Annotated in this window: 17 protein-coding genes; 9 read left to right on the top strand and 8 right to left on the bottom strand. The window is 49.5% G+C overall.

The window, feature by feature from the left end; genetic code table 11:
- Positions 1-5 precede the first annotated feature (5 nt).
- On the bottom strand, positions 6-656 hold the full coding sequence (locus ACSHWX_RS01245; RefSeq protein ID WP_435666357.1) for a YitT family protein: 651 nt from the start codon (positions 654-656) through the stop codon (positions 6-8).
- 367 nt (positions 657-1,023) lie between these two features.
- On the opposite strand from ACSHWX_RS01245, the gene ACSHWX_RS01240 reads away from it, so the two are divergent.
- Positions 1,024-1,239: a hypothetical protein gene (locus ACSHWX_RS01240; RefSeq protein WP_435666356.1), complete on the top strand. Its 216-nt coding sequence runs from the start codon at positions 1,024-1,026 to the stop codon at positions 1,237-1,239.
- 10 nt (positions 1,240-1,249) lie between these two features.
- Here the strand turns inward: ACSHWX_RS01240 and ACSHWX_RS01235 are convergent, their stop codons facing one another.
- On the bottom strand, positions 1,250-2,665 hold the full coding sequence (locus ACSHWX_RS01235) for a helix-turn-helix domain-containing protein (protein WP_435666355.1): 1,416 nt from the start codon (positions 2,663-2,665) through the stop codon (positions 1,250-1,252).
- 346 nt (positions 2,666-3,011) lie between these two features.
- On the opposite strand from ACSHWX_RS01235, the gene ACSHWX_RS01230 reads away from it, so the two are divergent.
- The 6 genes from ACSHWX_RS01230 (at position 3,012) to mce (ending at position 10,416) form a co-directional block, all read left to right on the top strand.
- A complete protein-coding gene (locus ACSHWX_RS01230; RefSeq protein WP_435666354.1) occupies positions 3,012-4,544 on the top strand; it encodes an acyl-CoA carboxylase subunit beta in 1,533 nt (510 codons plus the stop codon).
- Positions 4,545-4,696: 152 nt separating this feature from the next.
- Positions 4,697-5,074, top strand: coding sequence for an endonuclease domain-containing protein (locus ACSHWX_RS01225; protein ID WP_435666353.1), 378 nt, complete (start codon positions 4,697-4,699; stop codon positions 5,072-5,074).
- 124 nt (positions 5,075-5,198) lie between these two features.
- Entirely contained in the window at positions 5,199-5,603 is a 405-nt protein-coding gene (locus ACSHWX_RS01220) for a RidA family protein (RefSeq protein WP_435666352.1), read from the top strand.
- A 260-nt stretch (positions 5,604-5,863) separates the two neighbouring features.
- Positions 5,864-7,867 carry an acetyl-CoA carboxylase biotin carboxylase subunit gene (locus tag ACSHWX_RS01215; RefSeq protein ID WP_435666351.1) on the top strand — a complete coding sequence of 668 codons (2,004 nt, stop codon included), beginning with the start codon at positions 5,864-5,866 and terminating at the stop codon, positions 7,865-7,867.
- Positions 7,864-10,005: a methylmalonyl-CoA mutase gene (scpA, locus tag ACSHWX_RS01210; protein WP_435666350.1), complete on the top strand. Its 2,142-nt coding sequence runs from the start codon at positions 7,864-7,866 to the stop codon at positions 10,003-10,005. Before ACSHWX_RS01215 ends, scpA begins: the two co-directional genes overlap by 4 nt.
- On the top strand, positions 10,006-10,416 hold the full coding sequence (gene mce, locus ACSHWX_RS01205) for a methylmalonyl-CoA epimerase (protein WP_435666349.1): 411 nt from the start codon (positions 10,006-10,008) through the stop codon (positions 10,414-10,416).
- 165 nt (positions 10,417-10,581) lie between these two features.
- Here mce and ACSHWX_RS01200 read toward each other — a convergent pair whose 3' ends face one another.
- The gene (locus ACSHWX_RS01200; RefSeq protein WP_435666348.1) at positions 10,582-10,713 is read right to left on the bottom strand and encodes a hypothetical protein; all 132 of its coding nucleotides are present in this window, start codon (positions 10,711-10,713) and stop codon (positions 10,582-10,584) included.
- Between the two features lie 68 nt (positions 10,714-10,781).
- Between ACSHWX_RS01200 and ACSHWX_RS01195 the strand changes: the two genes are divergently transcribed.
- Entirely contained in the window at positions 10,782-11,006 is a 225-nt protein-coding gene (locus ACSHWX_RS01195; protein ID WP_435666347.1) for a hypothetical protein, read from the top strand.
- Positions 11,007-11,178: 172 nt separating this feature from the next.
- Here ACSHWX_RS01195 and ACSHWX_RS01190 read toward each other — a convergent pair whose 3' ends face one another.
- Both ACSHWX_RS01190 and ACSHWX_RS01185 read right to left on the bottom strand, forming a co-directional pair.
- The gene (locus tag ACSHWX_RS01190; protein ID WP_435666346.1) at positions 11,179-11,493 is read right to left on the bottom strand and encodes a hypothetical protein; all 315 of its coding nucleotides are present in this window, start codon (positions 11,491-11,493) and stop codon (positions 11,179-11,181) included.
- 149 nt (positions 11,494-11,642) lie between these two features.
- Positions 11,643-12,551 carry a LysR family transcriptional regulator gene (locus tag ACSHWX_RS01185; RefSeq protein WP_435666345.1) on the bottom strand — a complete coding sequence of 303 codons (909 nt, stop codon included), beginning with the start codon at positions 12,549-12,551 and terminating at the stop codon, positions 11,643-11,645.
- A gap of 128 nt (positions 12,552-12,679) precedes the next feature.
- Here ACSHWX_RS01185 and ACSHWX_RS01180 point away from each other — a divergent pair, with 128 nt between their 5' ends.
- Positions 12,680-13,654, top strand: a complete 975-nt coding sequence (locus tag ACSHWX_RS01180; protein ID WP_435666344.1) for a zinc-dependent alcohol dehydrogenase family protein — start codon at positions 12,680-12,682, stop codon at positions 13,652-13,654.
- Positions 13,655-13,699: 45 nt separating this feature from the next.
- Here the strand turns inward: ACSHWX_RS01180 and murD are convergent, their stop codons facing one another.
- The 3 genes from murD to ACSHWX_RS01165 all read right to left on the bottom strand — a co-directional run bounded on the left by murD (position 13,700) and on the right by ACSHWX_RS01165 (position 17,279).
- Positions 13,700-14,992, bottom strand: coding sequence for a UDP-N-acetylmuramoyl-L-alanine--D-glutamate ligase (gene murD, locus ACSHWX_RS01175; RefSeq protein ID WP_435666343.1), 1,293 nt, complete (start codon positions 14,990-14,992; stop codon positions 13,700-13,702).
- Positions 14,976-16,313 (bottom strand): hypothetical protein, encoded by a 1,338-nt coding sequence (locus ACSHWX_RS01170; RefSeq protein ID WP_435666342.1) that lies wholly within the window; start codon positions 16,311-16,313, stop codon positions 14,976-14,978. Before ACSHWX_RS01170 ends, murD begins: the two co-directional genes overlap by 17 nt.
- 69 nt (positions 16,314-16,382) lie before the next feature.
- On the bottom strand, positions 16,383-17,279 hold the full coding sequence (locus ACSHWX_RS01165; protein ID WP_435666341.1) for a metallophosphoesterase family protein: 897 nt from the start codon (positions 17,277-17,279) through the stop codon (positions 16,383-16,385).
- Positions 17,280-17,364 lie beyond the last annotated feature (85 nt).

Raw genomic sequence — 17,364 nt, 5'->3', positions numbered from 1 at the left:
TCAGGCTATTTCTCTTTTGTTTGCTTTTCCGCGAGGAACGCACCTGAAAACCCGACATATCGGCCCGGCCGGTAGTTCATGGCAATGACCATATTAAGGATCGCAGCGCCCCCGATTGACAATATCACCTTGTCGACCGGAAGGACGAAAAATGCACAGATCAAAATGGCCATATCGACCCCCATCTGGAAATATCCTGCCCGAATGCCATAGGTGTCTTGTAAATAGACCGCGAGAATATTGACGCCACCAAGTCCGGACTGATGCCGGAATAAGATCAGCAAGCCCGTGCCGATGATCATGCCGCCAGCAACGGTAGCAAAATAGGGGTTGAGCTGTTCAAAATTGACCCAGTTTGGTGTTAGTTGCGCCAAAACGGAAACCAGCGCGATGGCGGCGAAAGTTTTGATTGTGTAAGACGCGCCAAGGCGTTTCCACGCCAACCAATAAAACGGCAAGTTGAGGACAAAAAACAACAGCCCGAACCCAAGGGGTGTCACATAGTCTAGCAACAATGCCAGCCCATTAATGCCACCAGTGCCCAGCATCGTGTGTTTGTACATGGTCACCCCAAGCGCCACCATGGTGGTGCCGGTGATAATGGCCACTACATCTTCGTGCCATTTGTGTTGAACGTCCTTTTGAGGATCAATCATGTGCCAATTCCAATTTGTCTTCGTCTCGCGTTGCAAGGGCTATCGGCAATGGCTGGATTTGGCAACCCAGCGCAATGGATTGTTCGCGCCAACCCGGGGAATAGAGGCGTTAAAATAATAGATAAAGTTTTATCTATTGTTCTAACGAGATTTTATTTCGGCGCTGTTAGCTTGGCCGCATAACCTATGTGGGAGCAGGGAATGAGTAGACTGATCGACCCTAATAATCGTGGACCACTTGCAGATCTTATAGCCGCTTTGGATGAGCTTCATCTCGCCCAAACTGGCAATATGGGATATTTGGCCAATAACAGTAAATAGCACTCTTTCGAATTGACGAGAGTGAGTATTCACCGGAGTTTCAATTATGAGTTCAATTTCAAGCGTTAGCGCGGCACCACAAGAGTATTCGCGCCCAGATCCAGTTCGTTCGCAGCAAACCGAAGCGGTTCGAAATCGAGATAAAGTGGAAGACGTACAAGCTTCTAAAAAACAAGACGTAGATCTACAAACCGATCAGCGCCAAGAGGTGAAAACACCTGAACGCGACGGCACCGGTTGGGTTGTTGACAAAGAGGCGTGATGCTTCGCGTCTAAACAATATCGTAAGGCACAACGCTTCGCTCGTCCGGCGAAATAGATATTTCTGCCGCGATGGGTGGCACGGAGCGTTGGGTGCAGTTGCGGCGTTCGCAGATGCGGCATGATATGCCGATGGGCTCGAACGCTGCGGTTTCTCCAATATCCAAGTCTTCAGAATAGATCAGCTTATCCGCATGGGTGATTTCGCATCCCAATGCGTAAGCATATCGGCGTGTGGGTTGGCGAAAGCCGCCTGCGCGTTTTTCGTTGATCCAAGCCAAGCATAAATAGCGTTTGCCGTCTGGTGTTTCGGCCCGTTGACGGATGATTTCTGTCGGCGCTTCAAAGGCGCGATGGACGTTCCATAAAGGGCACGCGCCGCCGAACCGGGCGAACTGGAATGCCGTTGCGGAGTGCCGTTTGGTGATGGTGCCAGCTTGGTCCACCCGTGCGAAGAAAAATGGAATGCCCCTATGTTGTGGGCGTTGCAACGTTGATAGGCGGTGGGCGACTTGTTCTAAGCTCGCGCCGAACCTTTGGGCCAAGACTTCAATATCATAACGTACGATTTCTGCTTCCTTAAGGAACGCAGCATAAGGCATCAGCAATGCGCCAGCAAAATAGTTGCCCAAGCCGATGCGGCAAATGGCGCGCGCTTCGTCTCTTTTGAAATTGGCGTTTTCCAATATGTCGTTGATCACGCTCGTCTGTTCGAGCAGCGCCAATTGATTGGCCAATTGGAAAAACTGGGTTGGTTTTTCAAGCGATGCGTTAATGCGGATAATACGGCGCGTGCGATCAAACTGGCGGATCATGTCGCGCTTGTTGGGCAAAACAAACTCGACGCCCAACTCATGCACTTCGGCGCAATAGGCAACCAATCGCTCCAGTTTTTGATGATCATCTAGCCCCGCTTCGGCTGAAAGTTCTTCCGCCGCTCGGTCTAATTCATCGATATAATTGTCTGCATAGTGGAAGAAATCGCGCACTTCTTCATAGGAGGTTTGCAGATTGCCGGAATGCTCGCGCATCAGCACATCATCGACCCCAGCCATGCGTTCGTTGGATTTTCGATAGGCTTCATAAAGCCGCAAAAAGGCGTGTGCCGCGTCCGGTGTGTTTGTCGCCAAGTTCTTCAACTCTTGCAACCCAAGGGGCATTTCCGCAAATAACGGATCAGCAAAAATTTCCTTGAGGTCAACAATTAGCCGATCGGATTTATCTGCCAAAAGGGTGGTGACATCCACATTGAATGTTTCGGCCAACCCGAGCATGATCGAGGCAGTTACGGGGCGCTGGTTGTTTTCCAGTTGATTGACGTAACTCGTGGAGATGTCGAGCCGGTTTGCAAACTCAGCTTGGGTGAGTTTTTCCGTTTCTCGCAATGCCCGCAGTTTTATACCCGCAAAGATTTTTCGTTGAGCCATTATTTCACCTCACGCGTTGTATCGGCTTTTTTGTGCCGTCGTAGCGAACTGCGTTCACTTCCCCGGCACCCCCGCCATCTGGTGCCCAACATAAACCCTTGTTCCAACCCTCATCCTGAGCCTGTCGAAGGATGGAGCCGTCGTACACTGCATTCATGGTTCGACAGGCTCACCATGAGGCCTGTCAAACGCCTGTCGATATCATTTACACCAAAATTTTACAAATTACACAAGTTTACAATTAACAATGTTAAAAGCGTGTTCTTGTACACTCTTTCTGCCCTTCGCAATTGTCAAACTAAAAGCTAGGCTCATTCAACACGATAATTGAGGGTTGGGGCGTTTGATGCAGGAAATTATTGAGCAGCTGGAGCAAAAACGCGGTGACGCACGCCTTGGTGGTGGTCAACGGCGGATCGATACGCAACATGGTAAAGGCAAGCTGACGGCCCGTGAGCGGCTGGATGTGTTGCTCGATCCGGGCAGTTTTGAAGAATACGACATGTTCGTCACCCACCGCTGCACTGATTTCGGCATGGAAGAAAACATTATCCCCGGCGACGGTGTCGTGACCGGTTGGGGCACCATCAACGGCCGCATGGTCTACGTGTTTTCACAAGATTTTACAGTTTTTGGTGGCTCTCTTTCTGAAACCCACGCCAAGAAGATTTGCAAAGTCATGGAATTGGCGGTGCAAAATGGTGCGCCGATAATCGGCCTCAACGATAGTGGCGGTGCGCGTATTCAAGAAGGTGTCGCTTCGCTCGGTGGTTATGCGGATGTGTTCTTGCGCAATGTGATGGCATCTGGCGCTGTGCCGCAAATCTCAGTCATCATGGGCCCTTGCGCCGGTGGCGCGGTGTACTCCCCGGCGATGACCGACTTCATCTACATGGTGAAGGACACGAGCTATATGTTTGTGACCGGACCGGACGTGGTGAAAACCGTCACTAACGAAACGGTGACCCAAGAAGAGTTGGGCGGGGCATCAACCCACTGCAAAATCTCATCTGTCGCCGATGCCTCGTTTGATAATGACGTGGAAACGCTTCTCGAAGTACGCCGGTTGGTCGATTATTTGCCGCTCAACGCCAATGAGAAAGCGCCCAAGGTTGACGTAAACGACGTGATCAACCGCCCAGATATGAGCCTTGATACGATCATTCCAGATAGCGCTAACAAGCCTTATGACATGAAGGAAGTTGTTCTTAAAATTGCTGATGAAGGCGAGTTTTTGGAACTTCAAGCCGAACATGCAGCCAACATTTTGACGGGGTTCATTCGGTTGAACGGTCAATCTGTCGGGGTTGTTGCCAACCAGCCGATGGTGCTTGCAGGGTGTTTAGACATCAACTCATCGAAAAAAGCGGCCCGATTTGTGCGTTTTTGTGATGCGTTCAACATCCCAATTTTGACCTTAGTTGACGTTCCCGGCTTTCTCCCCGGGACAGCGCAGGAGTATGGCGGCATCATTAAACATGGCGCCAAACTTCTGTTCGCATATGCCGAAGCCACTGTACCCAAAGTAACGCTGATTACCCGCAAAGCGTATGGCGGTGCTTACGATGTTATGGCCTCCAAGCACATTCGCGCGGACATAAACTATGCGTGGCCATCAGCAGAAATCGCTGTGATGGGGGCAAAGGGGGCGACTGAAATTCTGTATCGATCCGAACTGGGTGACACCGACAAAATTGCCAAACGCACAAAGGATTATGAAGACCGCTTCGCCAACCCATTTGTTGCCGCCGAGCGTGGTTTCATTGATGATGTAATCATGCCGCACAATACAAGACGCCGCGTCGCACGGGCATTTGAAACGCTCAAGAACAAACAACAGTCGATGCCGAAGAAGAAGCACGACAACATTCCGTTGTAGGGGGGGCTACCCCAGCCTCCTTAGGAGAGAGAAGTAGAAAGAAGTATCTTTTGGGTTCGAAAGAAAATGGAATTTTTGGATGATAAAAGTTGTCGAAGCCAAATTGGACCTAGTTTCCCTCCCCCTTGTGGGGAGGGATTAAGGGTGGGGGTGTGAACAATCACCGTGCGCGCGAATTGAGGAAAAATGCGACGCATCCCGAACGGGAAATGTGGCGCTTGCTTCGGCCTTTGCGTGACGCCGGTTATCATTTTCGGCGGCAAGTGCCAATGGGCACATATTACGCCGACTTTGTTTGTCATAAAGCAAAGTTGGTTGTCGAAGTTGATGGAGAAACCCACGGAACGCTAGCGCAGATTGAATATGATAAGAAGCGAGATAGTTTTTTGCGAAGCGAAGGTTACGACGTTCTTCGGGTAGCAAATGATGAAGTTCTGCAAAACAAAGAAGGGGTGTATTGGAAAGTTGAGCAAGCATTGCTTGCTTCCCCCCACCCCAGCCCTCCCCACGAGGGGGAGGGAGTAGATTGAAGAAGCTTTCGGGCTTGAAAGAATATAGAATTGTCGATTGATGAAAGTTGTCGGCGTCAAATTAAGCCTGGTTTCCCTCTCCCATGTGGGGAAGGATTAAGGGTGGGGACTAAGGGAAAACAAAATGACTGATCCACTATTTCACATGATTTCTGATGGTCCACGTCCGGTGGCACCATTTTCACACGCAACTGAAGCCAACGGCTGGATATTTGTCACAGGGCAAATGCCAACTGACCCGAATGCGCCGGACGCACCGCTGCCTGAGGGCATTGAAGCACAGACAATTCGGGTGATGGAAAACCTCAAGATCGTTCTTGATGGTATTGGGTTGGATTTAAGCCATGTGATGATGGCGCGGTGTTATCTCACAGATTTTTATGGCGACTATGCGCAGTTCAATCAGACATATCAGTCATTCTTCCCGGTGGATCGTCGACCGGCACGCACCACAATTGGTGTAACCGGTTTGGCGCTTGAGGCCTTGGTGGAGATTGATTTTGTGTGTCGTCGGCCTGACGCTGAGTAACTCTTGCCTTTCTCGTCATCCTCGGGCTTGACCCGAGGATCCAGTCGAGGTTTCGACGCTGCATGGATTGTCGGGTCGTATTTTGGTTCACGCCACATGGCTGGCCCGGCAATGACGAAAAAATTAGATATGCTTCTTTGCCCTTAGGGCATTCCCGGACTTGATCCGGGATCGAATTGAAATAGGTCCCGGATCAAGTCCGGGACGGCCAAAAAATAATCAAATTGCTCGCATCATGCGAACAAGGAATGGATGAGCAAATGTTCTCAAAAATCCTAATAGCCAATCGGGGCGAAATTGCTTGCCGGGTGATCAAAACCGCCAAGAAAATGGGCATCAAAACCGTTGCCGTCTATTCGGATGCAGACCGTGAAGCGTTGCATGTGGAAATGGCGGACGAGGCGGTGCATATTGGCGGATCGCCTGCTTCGGAAAGCTATTTGTTGGCAGACAAGATCATCGCTGTTTGCAAAAAAACAGGCGCTGAAGCGGTGCATCCGGGTTATGGATTTTTGAGTGAAAACGTCAAATTTTGCGAAGCGCTTAAGCAAAACGATATTGCTTTTATTGGGCCGCCGCCTAAAGCCATTCAGGCCATGGGCGACAAGATCACCTCCAAGAAAATTGCGGCTGAAGCCAACGTTTCAACGGTGCCAGGGCATATGGGCGTAATCGCTGATGCCGAAGAGGCGGTGAAAATTTCCAACCAAGTCGGATATCCGGTGATGATCAAAGCCTCCGCCGGTGGCGGTGGCAAGGGCATGCGGATCGCTTGGAACGATGATGAAGCGCATGAAGGTTTTGAGCGGTCAACGTCGGAAGCAGCATCGAGTTTTGGCGATGATCGGATTTTCATTGAGAAATTCGTCACCGACCCGCGTCATATTGAAATTCAAGTGCTGGCCGATAGCCACGGTAATTGCATTTATTTGGGCGAGCGCGAATGCTCCATTCAGCGCCGCAATCAAAAAGTTATCGAAGAAGCGCCGTCACCATTTTTGGATGAAGAAACGCGTAAAAAAATGGGTGAGCAATCTTGTGCGTTAGCACAAGCTGTTGGGTACACGAGCGCGGGCACGGTGGAGTTCATCGTGGATAGCGATAGAAATTTTTATTTCCTTGAGATGAACACGCGGTTGCAGGTGGAACATCCGGTAACTGAAATGATCACAGGGATTGATCTTGTGGAGCAAATGCTCCGCGTAGCGGCGGGCGAAAAGCTTGCAATCGGCCAAAATGAGGTCACGCTCAATGGGTGGGCAATTGAGTCCCGGCTTTATGCTGAGGATCCCTATCGCAATTTCCTCCCCTCCATTGGCCGATTGACACGTTATCGCCCGCCGTCTGAAATTACGACTGAGAACCTAGTTGTACGCAATGACACCGGGGTGTTTGAGGGGGGAGAAATTTCCACTTTCTACGATCCGATGATTGCAAAATTATGCACTTGGGCTCCGGATCGACTAACCGCTATTGAAGCCATGTCAGACGCGCTGGACGGGTTCGAGTTGGAAGGCATTGGCCACAATTTGCCGTTCCTTTCCGCCGTTATGGAACAGGATCGTTTTAAAGAAGGTCGCTTGACCACAGGCTATATTGCGGAAGAGTTCCCGGATGGATTTGACGGGGTTGAACTGCCTAAAGCGTCACTAAAATTGCTCGCCGGATTGGCTGCACATATGGCGCAAACAATTGAAACGCGAGGCTTTGAAGAGGCTTCGACGCTTGATATTGGGCGGAACGGCAATGAACGCAGTGTGATCATTGGCGAGGACCGGTTTAACTTTGCAGTTGACGAGAAGTTCGTAACTTGGCTCGATCATGACGACGACGTTGAGATGATAATCTATGTCGAAAATAATTGGGCACCCGGCGACACGCTGGTGAACGCACGTGTCGGTGACAAACGGATGGTGGTGCAAGTTGCACGCAAGTCTTATGGCTTCAAAATGCGTTATCGCGGGGCCGATTTGAAGGTTCAGGTTCTGTTGCCACGTGTCGCTGATTTGATGGTGCATATGCCGATCAAATTGCCGCCGGATATGTCTAGATATTTGCTGTGTCCAATGCCGGGGCAGGTCGTGCGGCTTGAAGTCAAAGAAGGCGATGTCGTCGAAGATGGGCAAGCGCTGGCCATCGTTGAAGCGATGAAGATGGAAAATGTACTGCGGTCCGAAAAGAAAGCCGTTGTGAAGTCCATTGCGGCTGGTGTCGGCTCTGTGTTGGCAGTGGATGAAGTGATCATGGAGTTCGAAGACGTATGAGCATCAAATCCGAAACCTACAAGAAATGGCAAGGCATAGCCGAGGGCGAACTTCGGGGTAAGCCGGTCGACGCCCTAGAAACCCAATATGGCGAGTTAGATGTAAAACCAGTTTATTTCGCCGAAGACGCGCCCGCACATGCAGCGGATGCGATGCCCGGTGAAGCGCCATTTACGCGCGGTGTTCGGGCCACCATGTATGCCAATCGGCCTTGGACGATCCGCCAATATGCTGGCTTTTCAACAGCAACGGAGAGCAATAAGTTCTACCGTCAAGCGTTAGAAAAAGGACAAAAAGGTCTTTCGGTAGCATTCGATCTTGCCACGCACCGGGGTTACGATAGCGACCATGAACGGGTGACAGGTGATGTGGGCAAAGCCGGTGTTGCCATAGATAGTGTTGAAGATATGAAGGTCTTGTTCGGTGGTATTCCGCTGGATGAAATGTCCGTATCTATGACGATGAATGGCGCGGTGATCCCAGTGTTGGCGATGTTTGTTGTTGCGGCAGAAGAGCAGGGCGTTAGTCAAGAAAAGCTCTCCGGCACTATTCAAAACGACATTCTAAAAGAGTTCATGGTGCGCAACACGTTCATATACCCACCCGAACCGAGCATGAAGATCATTGCCGATATCATCGCGCACACCGCTGAATTTATGCCCAAATACAATTCGATTTCGATCTCGGGTTATCACATGCATGAGGCAGGGGCGACGGCAGTTCAAGAACTCGCCTATACGCTGGCCGATGGCATTGAATATGTTCGCGCAGCACAAGCTAAAGGCTTGGACATCGATGCGTTCGCAGGGCGATTGTCATTCTTTTTCGGCATTGGTATGAACTTCTTCACCGAAGTTTCCAAACTTCGCGCTGCACGTACGCTTTGGGCGGACATCATGAAAGATTTGGGGGCAAAAAACCCACGTTCAATGATGCTGCGCACCCACTGCCAGACTTCCGGCGTTTCGCTGACCGAGCAAGACCCATACAACAATGTGGTGCGTACAGCCTACGAAGCGATGGCATCCGTTTTGGGTGGAACACAAAGTCTGCACACCAATTCGTTCGACGAAGCAATGGCGTTGCCGACAGAGTTTTCGTCTCGGATTGCGCGAAATACGCAGCTTATTTTGCAGCACGAAACGCGCGTGACTGACGTGGTCGATCCATTAGGTGGTTCGTATTATGTCGAGAGTTTGACTGCTGAAATGGTAGCAAAAGCTGGTGCGGTGATCAAAGAGATTGAAGCCCAAGGCGGCATGACCAAGGCCGTTCAAGACGGCGCGCCAAAGCTTGAAATTGAACGCGCTGCCGCGATCCGGCAAACACGGGTCGACAAGGGTGAAGATGTGATTGTTGGGGTCAATCGTTATCGGTTGGACCAAGAAGACGATCTGGATATTCTTGATATCGACAACAAAGCCGTGCGGCTTGAACAGATCGCATCAATCAAGAAAATCCGCGAAACACGCGATCCTGCCAAATGGCAAGCAACGTTGGATGTGTTGCGCGACGTGGCACGAACGGGTGAAGGCAACCTGCTTGCTGCCGCTATTGAAGCGGCGCGAGCACGAGCAACGCTGGGTGAAATCTCTGACGCGATGGAAGAGGTGTTCGACCGCCACAAGCCATCCACTAAGGTGATATCGGGCGTGTATGATCACCAATATGGTGACGATCCAGAATATAAAGCGATCCAAGCACGCATTTCAGATTTTGATCTTGGGCAGTCACGCAAACCGTCGATCTACATAGGTAAAATGGGCCAAGACGGCCACGACCGTGGTGCGAAAGTTATTGCGACCGCCTTTGCGGATATGGGTTTTGAGGTGCATATTGGTGATCTGTTTGAAACACCCGCCGAGGTTGCTGAAAAAGCAATCGCTTTGAAAGTGGATAGCATTGGCGCATCATCACTTGCCGCTGGCCACAAAACGCTTATCCCAGAACTCATTGATATATTAATGAAAAATGATGCCAGTCATATTTCAGTCTTTGCTGGCGGCGTGATCCCAGAGCAAGACTATCAAGCGCTGCGGGATGCAGGCGTTGCCGATATTTTCGGCCCAGGCACTAATGTGCTTGATGCAGCAAATGCGGTGATGAGCCGGATCGAAGGCAAGTTGAGGAACGAATAGATGATTGGTAAACTCAACCATGTGGCGATTGCAGTGACTGACTTGGAAGCTGCAACCACGAAATATCGCGACCTGCTCGGAGCAGATGTATCAGCGGCACAAGATTTGCCAGAACATGGTGTGACAGTGGTGTTCGTTCAGCTCGACAACACGAAAATCGAATTACTCCATCCGCTGGGTGAAAACTCGCCCATCGCAAAGTTCTTAGAGAAGAATCCCTCTGGCGGTATTCATCACATGTGTTTTGAGGTTGAGGATATTCGCGCAGCGGCCAAAAAACTCAGCGATGAGGGGGCAAGGGTGCTGGGCGACGGGGAGCCCAAAATCGGGGCGCATGGGCTACCGGTTTTGTTTCTTCACCCCAAAGACTTTGACGGGACTTTGATTGAGTTGGAAGAGGTTCCAACATAAATTAAGCCTCAAGCAGATACTGCTGAGGCTTAAATCTTGGTTCTCGATTTCAACTCAAAACTCCACATTTTTCAGGTTGGACAGTTTCTAAAAGCCGTCCTTGGCCATATTGCGCATGGGAGGGGATGCCTGGTTCATAAGGGAACGAAACCCGGGCGTATGCGCTTAGTAGATTGAGTTTACTTGTGTCGGCACTGATAGGCCCAATGTTGAATTAGGCGTGTTCACTGAGAAGTCTAATGCCAGGCCTGCCGTGACCAACATAAAGACCAGTGTTACTGCTGCAATTGTTTTCATTGTATTTCCCGTTAACTCACTATTTTGAATAACCATCAAGAGATTGCGGCATTGGTTCATGTTGTTGAATGTCTGACCTTGCCAAAGACTGCGCTTTTGGCTGGTGGTATCCGTATGCAATCAACGCTGCCGATATGGTCAAAAGAAACAAAACCATGTCTCACGCTCCTCGATTAAAAACGCCACCCCATGCAGCGATTGGCGGAATTTTGCCGTACATCGCTTTTCAATCTGCAAAGAAACAAGGTAAATATTTAAAGAAGTTGAAAAATCGTTCAAAAACAATTAGTTAGATCATTATGCAATTGTTTGGTTGGTTAACAAGTGGAAAACCAATATCTCACGACTGCATCTGGCAAGGTGGAACATCAACATCTAGTCAGTGTTATGGACTAAGAACGAGATTGAACTAGTGGATGTTTCCCGAATTGGAAAACAGATGAATAATAGCAACGCCGCCTAAAATCATCGCGTGTATCCTGTGACCAACAGCCCATTGCTAACAAAGCCGAAGCCGGTGTTGGTTGTTTTCCCGTCGCTTGACCAATCTAACTTGTAAACAGTTCCTAGTTTTTCGATTTTCAGTGTGAGTTCGTTGGTTTCTTCACATTTCCAATATTCTACGGTGTAGTTTCCTTCAAACCTATCGGTATTGGCGTCGGTCGCTCTTGCAAGCCCAATTCCGACCGCTGATCTTGTGTCATCGGTGACCCATTCGGCAATAAGTGTGCCGGCGTCTGTTCCAAGCCGATATGTTGCCAAGCCGAATTGATGTACCATTTGTCGTCCCTCCAAGAACTGTTGGAAAAGACATTACTGAAAAAAACCAAGCAATCAATATGGGGATTTGGGTTGTTGATGATTAATCCGGGCAGATACATCATATATTTTGAATGCACGTCTTTTAATGAGGAAGTAGACATTTCTCTTCAACTGGAGGTTGAAAGGGCTGCTACCAGATAATCAACGGTGACTTTGATTTTGTTCAGGCGATATTTGGGCCGATGATAGAGTAAATAGACCGCTGCGTTTTCTGTTCGGAACACCGAAACTTTGGTATTTTCGAACTCTACAACTTTGAGTTGCCCTGACTTTTTGTAGGGCGCAAGGCTCCATTCGGGCAGCAGCGCAAGGCCACCGCCATCCAAACACGCTCTTAAAAGCTCCCCGCCGTCACTACACAGATAGGCGGCGCGCGTGCGGACATCGACCCAGCCATCTTCCAGTTTAGCGTGCCAATTTACTGGGGCGTTGGCGTTTCGATAAATCAACGCGTCGTGATTTTCAATTTCTGAAATGGATTTGGGCGTGCCCTTGCGCGTGAGATATGATGGAGCGGCCACAATTTGGTAGTTATCGTCGCATAGTTTGCGTGCAACAGCGCGCTCCGGCGGTGTCGTTGTTGCACGTACGGCGATATCGACATCGTTGGTCGCGAGGTTGGCCACTTTATCTGTGAGTTCAATGTCGACGATTAATTTCGGGTAGAGACGACGTAATTTGTCTAATGCCGGTAGTAAATGTAGCCGTCCATAAGATGGAGATGTGGTGATGCGCAATAGACCTGAAGGCTCCTCAGACTGATTGCCCACGATCTGATCTGCGTAGGCAATAGCGCCAACTGCCGGTCGGATTTGATCTAAATAGATTGACCCGATTTCCGTCAGCCGAACTGATCGAGTGGTTCGGTGCAACAAATTGACGCCTAAAGACGCTTCCAAATCTTGGATGCGTCTAGATATTGAAGAAGGAGGCACGCCAAACAACGCTGCCGCCGCCGAAAAACTGCCCGTTTCAGCGACCTTCATGAAATATTCTAGTGCTCTAATCTTGTCCATTGCACGTGCCTGTTTTGTATAATTATTGTCATAATGACAAAACTGAAGCCCAAATATGCATATTTATCGCAGATATTTCTAACATATATACACGTAATCACAATAATAATTCAATGCGGAGAATGAGCATGAAAATTGTCGAATATAAAGAACTAGGCGATCCCAAAGACGTTTTGCAGGTGCTCGAAGTGGATTCAGCCGTCCTTCAAACAGGTGAAATTCGGGTCAAAATGTTGGCCTCGCCAATCAATCCATCCAATTTGCTTGAGATTGCGGGTCAATATGGCACCATTCCTGATTTGCCTGCCGTGCCTGGTAGTGAAGGCATCGGAGAAATTGTTGAACTTGGTGCTGGTGTTGACGGACTGGAAGTTGGTCAACGTGTTCTGTTGGCAAGCGGAGGAACTTGGCGCGAAGAAATTACGGGGCCAGCAGCGGGGTTCATTCCTGTTCCGGCGGGCAACGACCAGCAAATGTCCATGATTGCGGTAAATCCTGCAACGGCTCATTTGCTGTTAAACTCGTTCAAAGATCTGAATGAGGGTGATTGGCTTATTCAAAGCGCGGCGAACTCGGCAGTTGGCCAATTTGTTGTGCAGCTGGCAGCGCTGAAAGGCATCAAAACCATCAACATTGTTAGACGTGCCGATGCACGCGATCCACTGATGGAATTGGGTGCTGACGTCATTCTGGTTGATGGCGATAATTTACTGGAGCAGATTAAGACAGCAACAAACGGGGCGCCGATTACTTTGGGCCTAGATTGTGTTGGCGGCGATACATTCTCACGAATGGTTGAGAGTTTGACCCCTGGAGGCACCTTGGTTGTTTACGGCGTAGCTTCTGGCGTGGTGGCACCGGCAATCAATTTGACATCTATTATCTTTAAAGAGATCCAGGTTAAAGGTTTCTGGCTCGCTAAATGGTATCAAACAGCTTCCGCTGAAGAAAAACAACAATTGTTTGGTGAACTAATCCCGCTGGTGCTCGGCGGCAAACTTGCTGCAAAGGTTGATGCAACATATTCGCTTGCTGACATCAAAAAAGCTGTTGCACACGCATCACAAGGCGGACGGAACGGCAAGATTTTGCTCACCGCCTAACAAATTAAGACGTGGATGTCGGTTTAAGAACCGGCGTCCATTTCATTATGCAAAGAGTTTGTTTGCTAACGCAACGAACATCTCGCCGCGCTCAATATAGTCTCTGAATTGGTTGTAAGAGGGGGCCGCCGGCGAAAGGATCAGCGTGTCGAATTGGTCGCGGTGTTTGGCCAATTCGCACATGGCCGTTGTCAAGTTTTCCGCTTCAATCACGGTAATATCCAAATTCAATTCGCTGATTGCTTCCGCAAGTCGATGCCCCGTTTTGGGCAAATAAGCCAGCGTTGTGACCGATGAATTTTTAATCTCAAGTGCTAAGTCGTGATAATCCTGTTCACGATCAAATCCGCCGACAATTAATCCGATGCGTTTTTCAGGATATGTCGCCAATGCAGCTTTTGTCGCTTCTGGCGTGGTGGAAATTGAATCGTCCACAATGGTGAGTTTGCCGACCTTGTGTTCTTCCAAACGATGGGCCGGGGGCGCAAAACTTTTCAGGCCTTGCAAAATTACATCTTCACTCGCGCCCAGACCTAAGGCCAGCTTGGCGGCAATCATCATATTGTCGGCGTTGTGCGGACCTTTGAGTTTTGATTGACGCATAGTGCCGTGCAATGCGGCGACCATTTCTGCTGATGGGGGCGGCAACTCATTGGCAAACTTTGGAAGGTTGGCCTGCACTTTTTGGTTTACGGTGGCTTGCATGCCCAACGCATAAGAATAGCGTTTATCACGGCGCAGCAGGTTCATCTTGTCCAAATAATATTGTTCAAGGTTACCATGCCAATCAATGTGCTCAGGGAACAGGTTGGTGAAGCCCACAAAATCCGGTTGCAGTTCCAGGTCCGCAACTTGGTAAGAAGATAGTTCCATCACGATAATGTCGTGATCGTCCAAATCCAGCGGCGCAACGCCAAAATTGCCGCCTAATCGTGCATCAAGGCCTGCGCATTTCAGCATTGTTTCGGTTAGCTTTACGGTTGTGCTTTTACCCTTTGTGCCGGTGACGGCAACAACTTTTGCATTGCCGCGCCGATATTTGGCCCAAAGGTTGATGTTGGTTGTCACCTGAACGCCCGCTTTTTTAGCCGAAAGAAGTTCAGGCTTGTAAATGGATACGCCAGCTGAGCGTACAAGTAGCCCAATTTGATTGCCGTCAAACATGGCTTGCAATTTGTTAGGCAGAATTTGGGTGCAATCGGGCACATCCGCGTCGCCTTCGTCTACGGTGACAAACACTTTTGTGTTGGGCGCAACTTCAGCCAGAAACTTGCGTGTTGAACGGGCCTCACGCCCTGCACCATAAAGAACAACTGCGCCATCAATTTGCATCGTCATGCTCGTTTTGCTCGATTAGAGAGTGGAGGTTTTTAGGGATCGCATGTTCACCACTTGGCGTCATCGCGTCATTCCAAGCAGTGCGGAGTTTTTGCGCGCCATAAAAGGTCTCAAGTTCTGGCTTGAGCGTTTTGACCACAATAGCATCCTGCCAATTTGGCTGAGAACTAAGTTTGTAAAGCGCTGCTGCCGCTTCCAAAATCTCGCCGACGCATTCCCATGGTTTATGGCCAGTAAGGCCTGATAAATCACGCATAGGGGCGAGTTTACCCTCATCGTCCAGCACGTTTTTGCCAACGATGCAGGTCAAACGATCAGGTGTCATGAAGGGTGCGAAAATAAGCGATACGAAATGGCATTTGGGGCAATTGCCGCACCATTTTGCAGGGCCCGTTGCGTCTTGCTTAAAGTTCTCATTGCAACTGGAAAAAGCCCCATCAAACCGTGTGCCTTTGGCGAAAAGTGCGCCAATTTGTAATTCAGAAAACGGGCGGAGGATCGAGAAGTAACGAATGCTGCTTCCAGCTACAGATTGCAAAGCATCAGCAAACAGGCGTTCGAAGTTCAGGCTTTTGGAATGCTGGTGATTGACCTCACGACCATCAAATTCCAAATTGCCTTCGCTGGCAGACCGCTCATTAGACAGGATAATATGGTTGTTGCCGTAAAGCTGGGCCACCAAAGCGGCGATGATTGAGTTGATCGCGGTTGAGGGGACATGTCCGTTGAAAAAGCCGGGCTCTTGATTGAGTTTGAGCATTTTTTGATCAAGATATCGACGAGCGAAAAGCGGCTCATGGTCTATACGATCTATTGAAGACAGGATCGGCCCTTTTGGGTTCACGGCAAACGGCGTGAAGTTCCACTGGGCATCTTCCATCAAGTTTACAGACAACAGCGAATCTTTGCCGCCGCCGATCAAAACCAGTGCATTGGTTTGGCTTGGTGCTTCAGCTGAAGTGTTTTCAGTTGTGCGGAAATGATATTTTATTTGGCCGAAGCGGTGCAGATCATTGCGGGCATAGAATTCGCCCAACCCATTTTCATAGATATCTTTGATCAGTGATTGGGCGGCGAGGGTGAGTTTTAGTTCAGACGCATCGATTTGTTTGGGAGCCAAAAGCTTAAAATAACTAACGCCCAAAATCGCTGCGGCAAGGTCTAGTGTGCGTGCGAATGCATCTGTTTTTGCAGCATCCTCACCAAACCCAATGCCAAGCTCCAAGCGTTCGGTGAACTCATGATCAGCCAGACGATAGTGACATTTCACCTCGCCAGTTTCGATGTTGAATTCAGGCCGCAAAATTGAAAATTTGGTCATGGTGCGCTTTGGGTGGTTTTGTTTAAGCGATATTGGAGTTGGGTGTCTTGTGCAAGGCTTGATGACACATCAAACCGAATACAGCATAAGTTCGAGCCGCTTGCTAATGCCGTCGCCCACCCGTTGAAATCCATATTCAGTCATCTGACATTCAAACTTACTGCCCAGCTTTTGGATGTCGAAAAGGATATAACGCGCTGGCGGGTTTTTGCCGCCCTGGCCTGATGCGGCAGCCGCAACACCAATCAAGGGAACGTCGCCGTTTGGTCCGTCCAGCCGGTTGATCATCGAGCGATGAAGGTGCCCATGCAGCACCAATTCAGCGCCATGTTCTTTGATCACACGTTTAAATATATCAAGCCCCTTTAATCCACGCCGCCAGATTTGCTTCACATCACTATGGGGCGGGTGGTGGATCATCACGATCCGAAATAGGCCTGCTTCTTTTGTGAGTTTTAGGATTTCGGCAAGGCGCTCTGCCTGTTCTTCGTCAAACTCGCCGTGGGCAAAAAAGGGAGGTGTTGGAATAGCGCTTGAACACCCGATAAGCGCAACGCAGTCTTCCTGCCGCCAAAATGGAAACTGTTTGTCAGAAAGGGTTGTGCCTTTCATATACTCGCCCCATTTTTCGGTGGCCTGTTCCAAGCCGCCCAAAAGATAGGTGTCATGATTGCCCGGCACCACCGCAACTTTTTCGGGCGGTCCGATTTCTTCTAGCCATTCTCGGGCGGTATCAAATTCTAAAGGCAAAGAGAGATTAACTAGGTCACCTGAGACAGCAATGAGATCCGGGCTTTGCTGTTTCATATGTAATGTGAGCTGATCAAGCAGGTCGTGCGGCATGTGCGCGCCTCGCTTAAATCGCCAATTCGCGTAGCCGGTGATGCGTTTATTGAATAAATCCCAAGGTGAAATACGGGGAAGGGGTCCAAGGTGGACGTCAGATATATGGGCAATTTTTGGCATAGGGTGATTTTCAACTGGCTAGTAGGGTTGCGGGGCACTATGTACAAAAGCTATGTGAAAAAAAAGGCAATGTTGCGAATTTGAT

Source organism: Maritalea sp., from assembly GCF_051251695.1.
Taxonomy (GTDB): Bacteria; Pseudomonadota; Alphaproteobacteria; order Rhizobiales; family Devosiaceae; genus Maritalea.
This window is presented reverse-complemented; position numbering and strand designations above follow the sequence as displayed.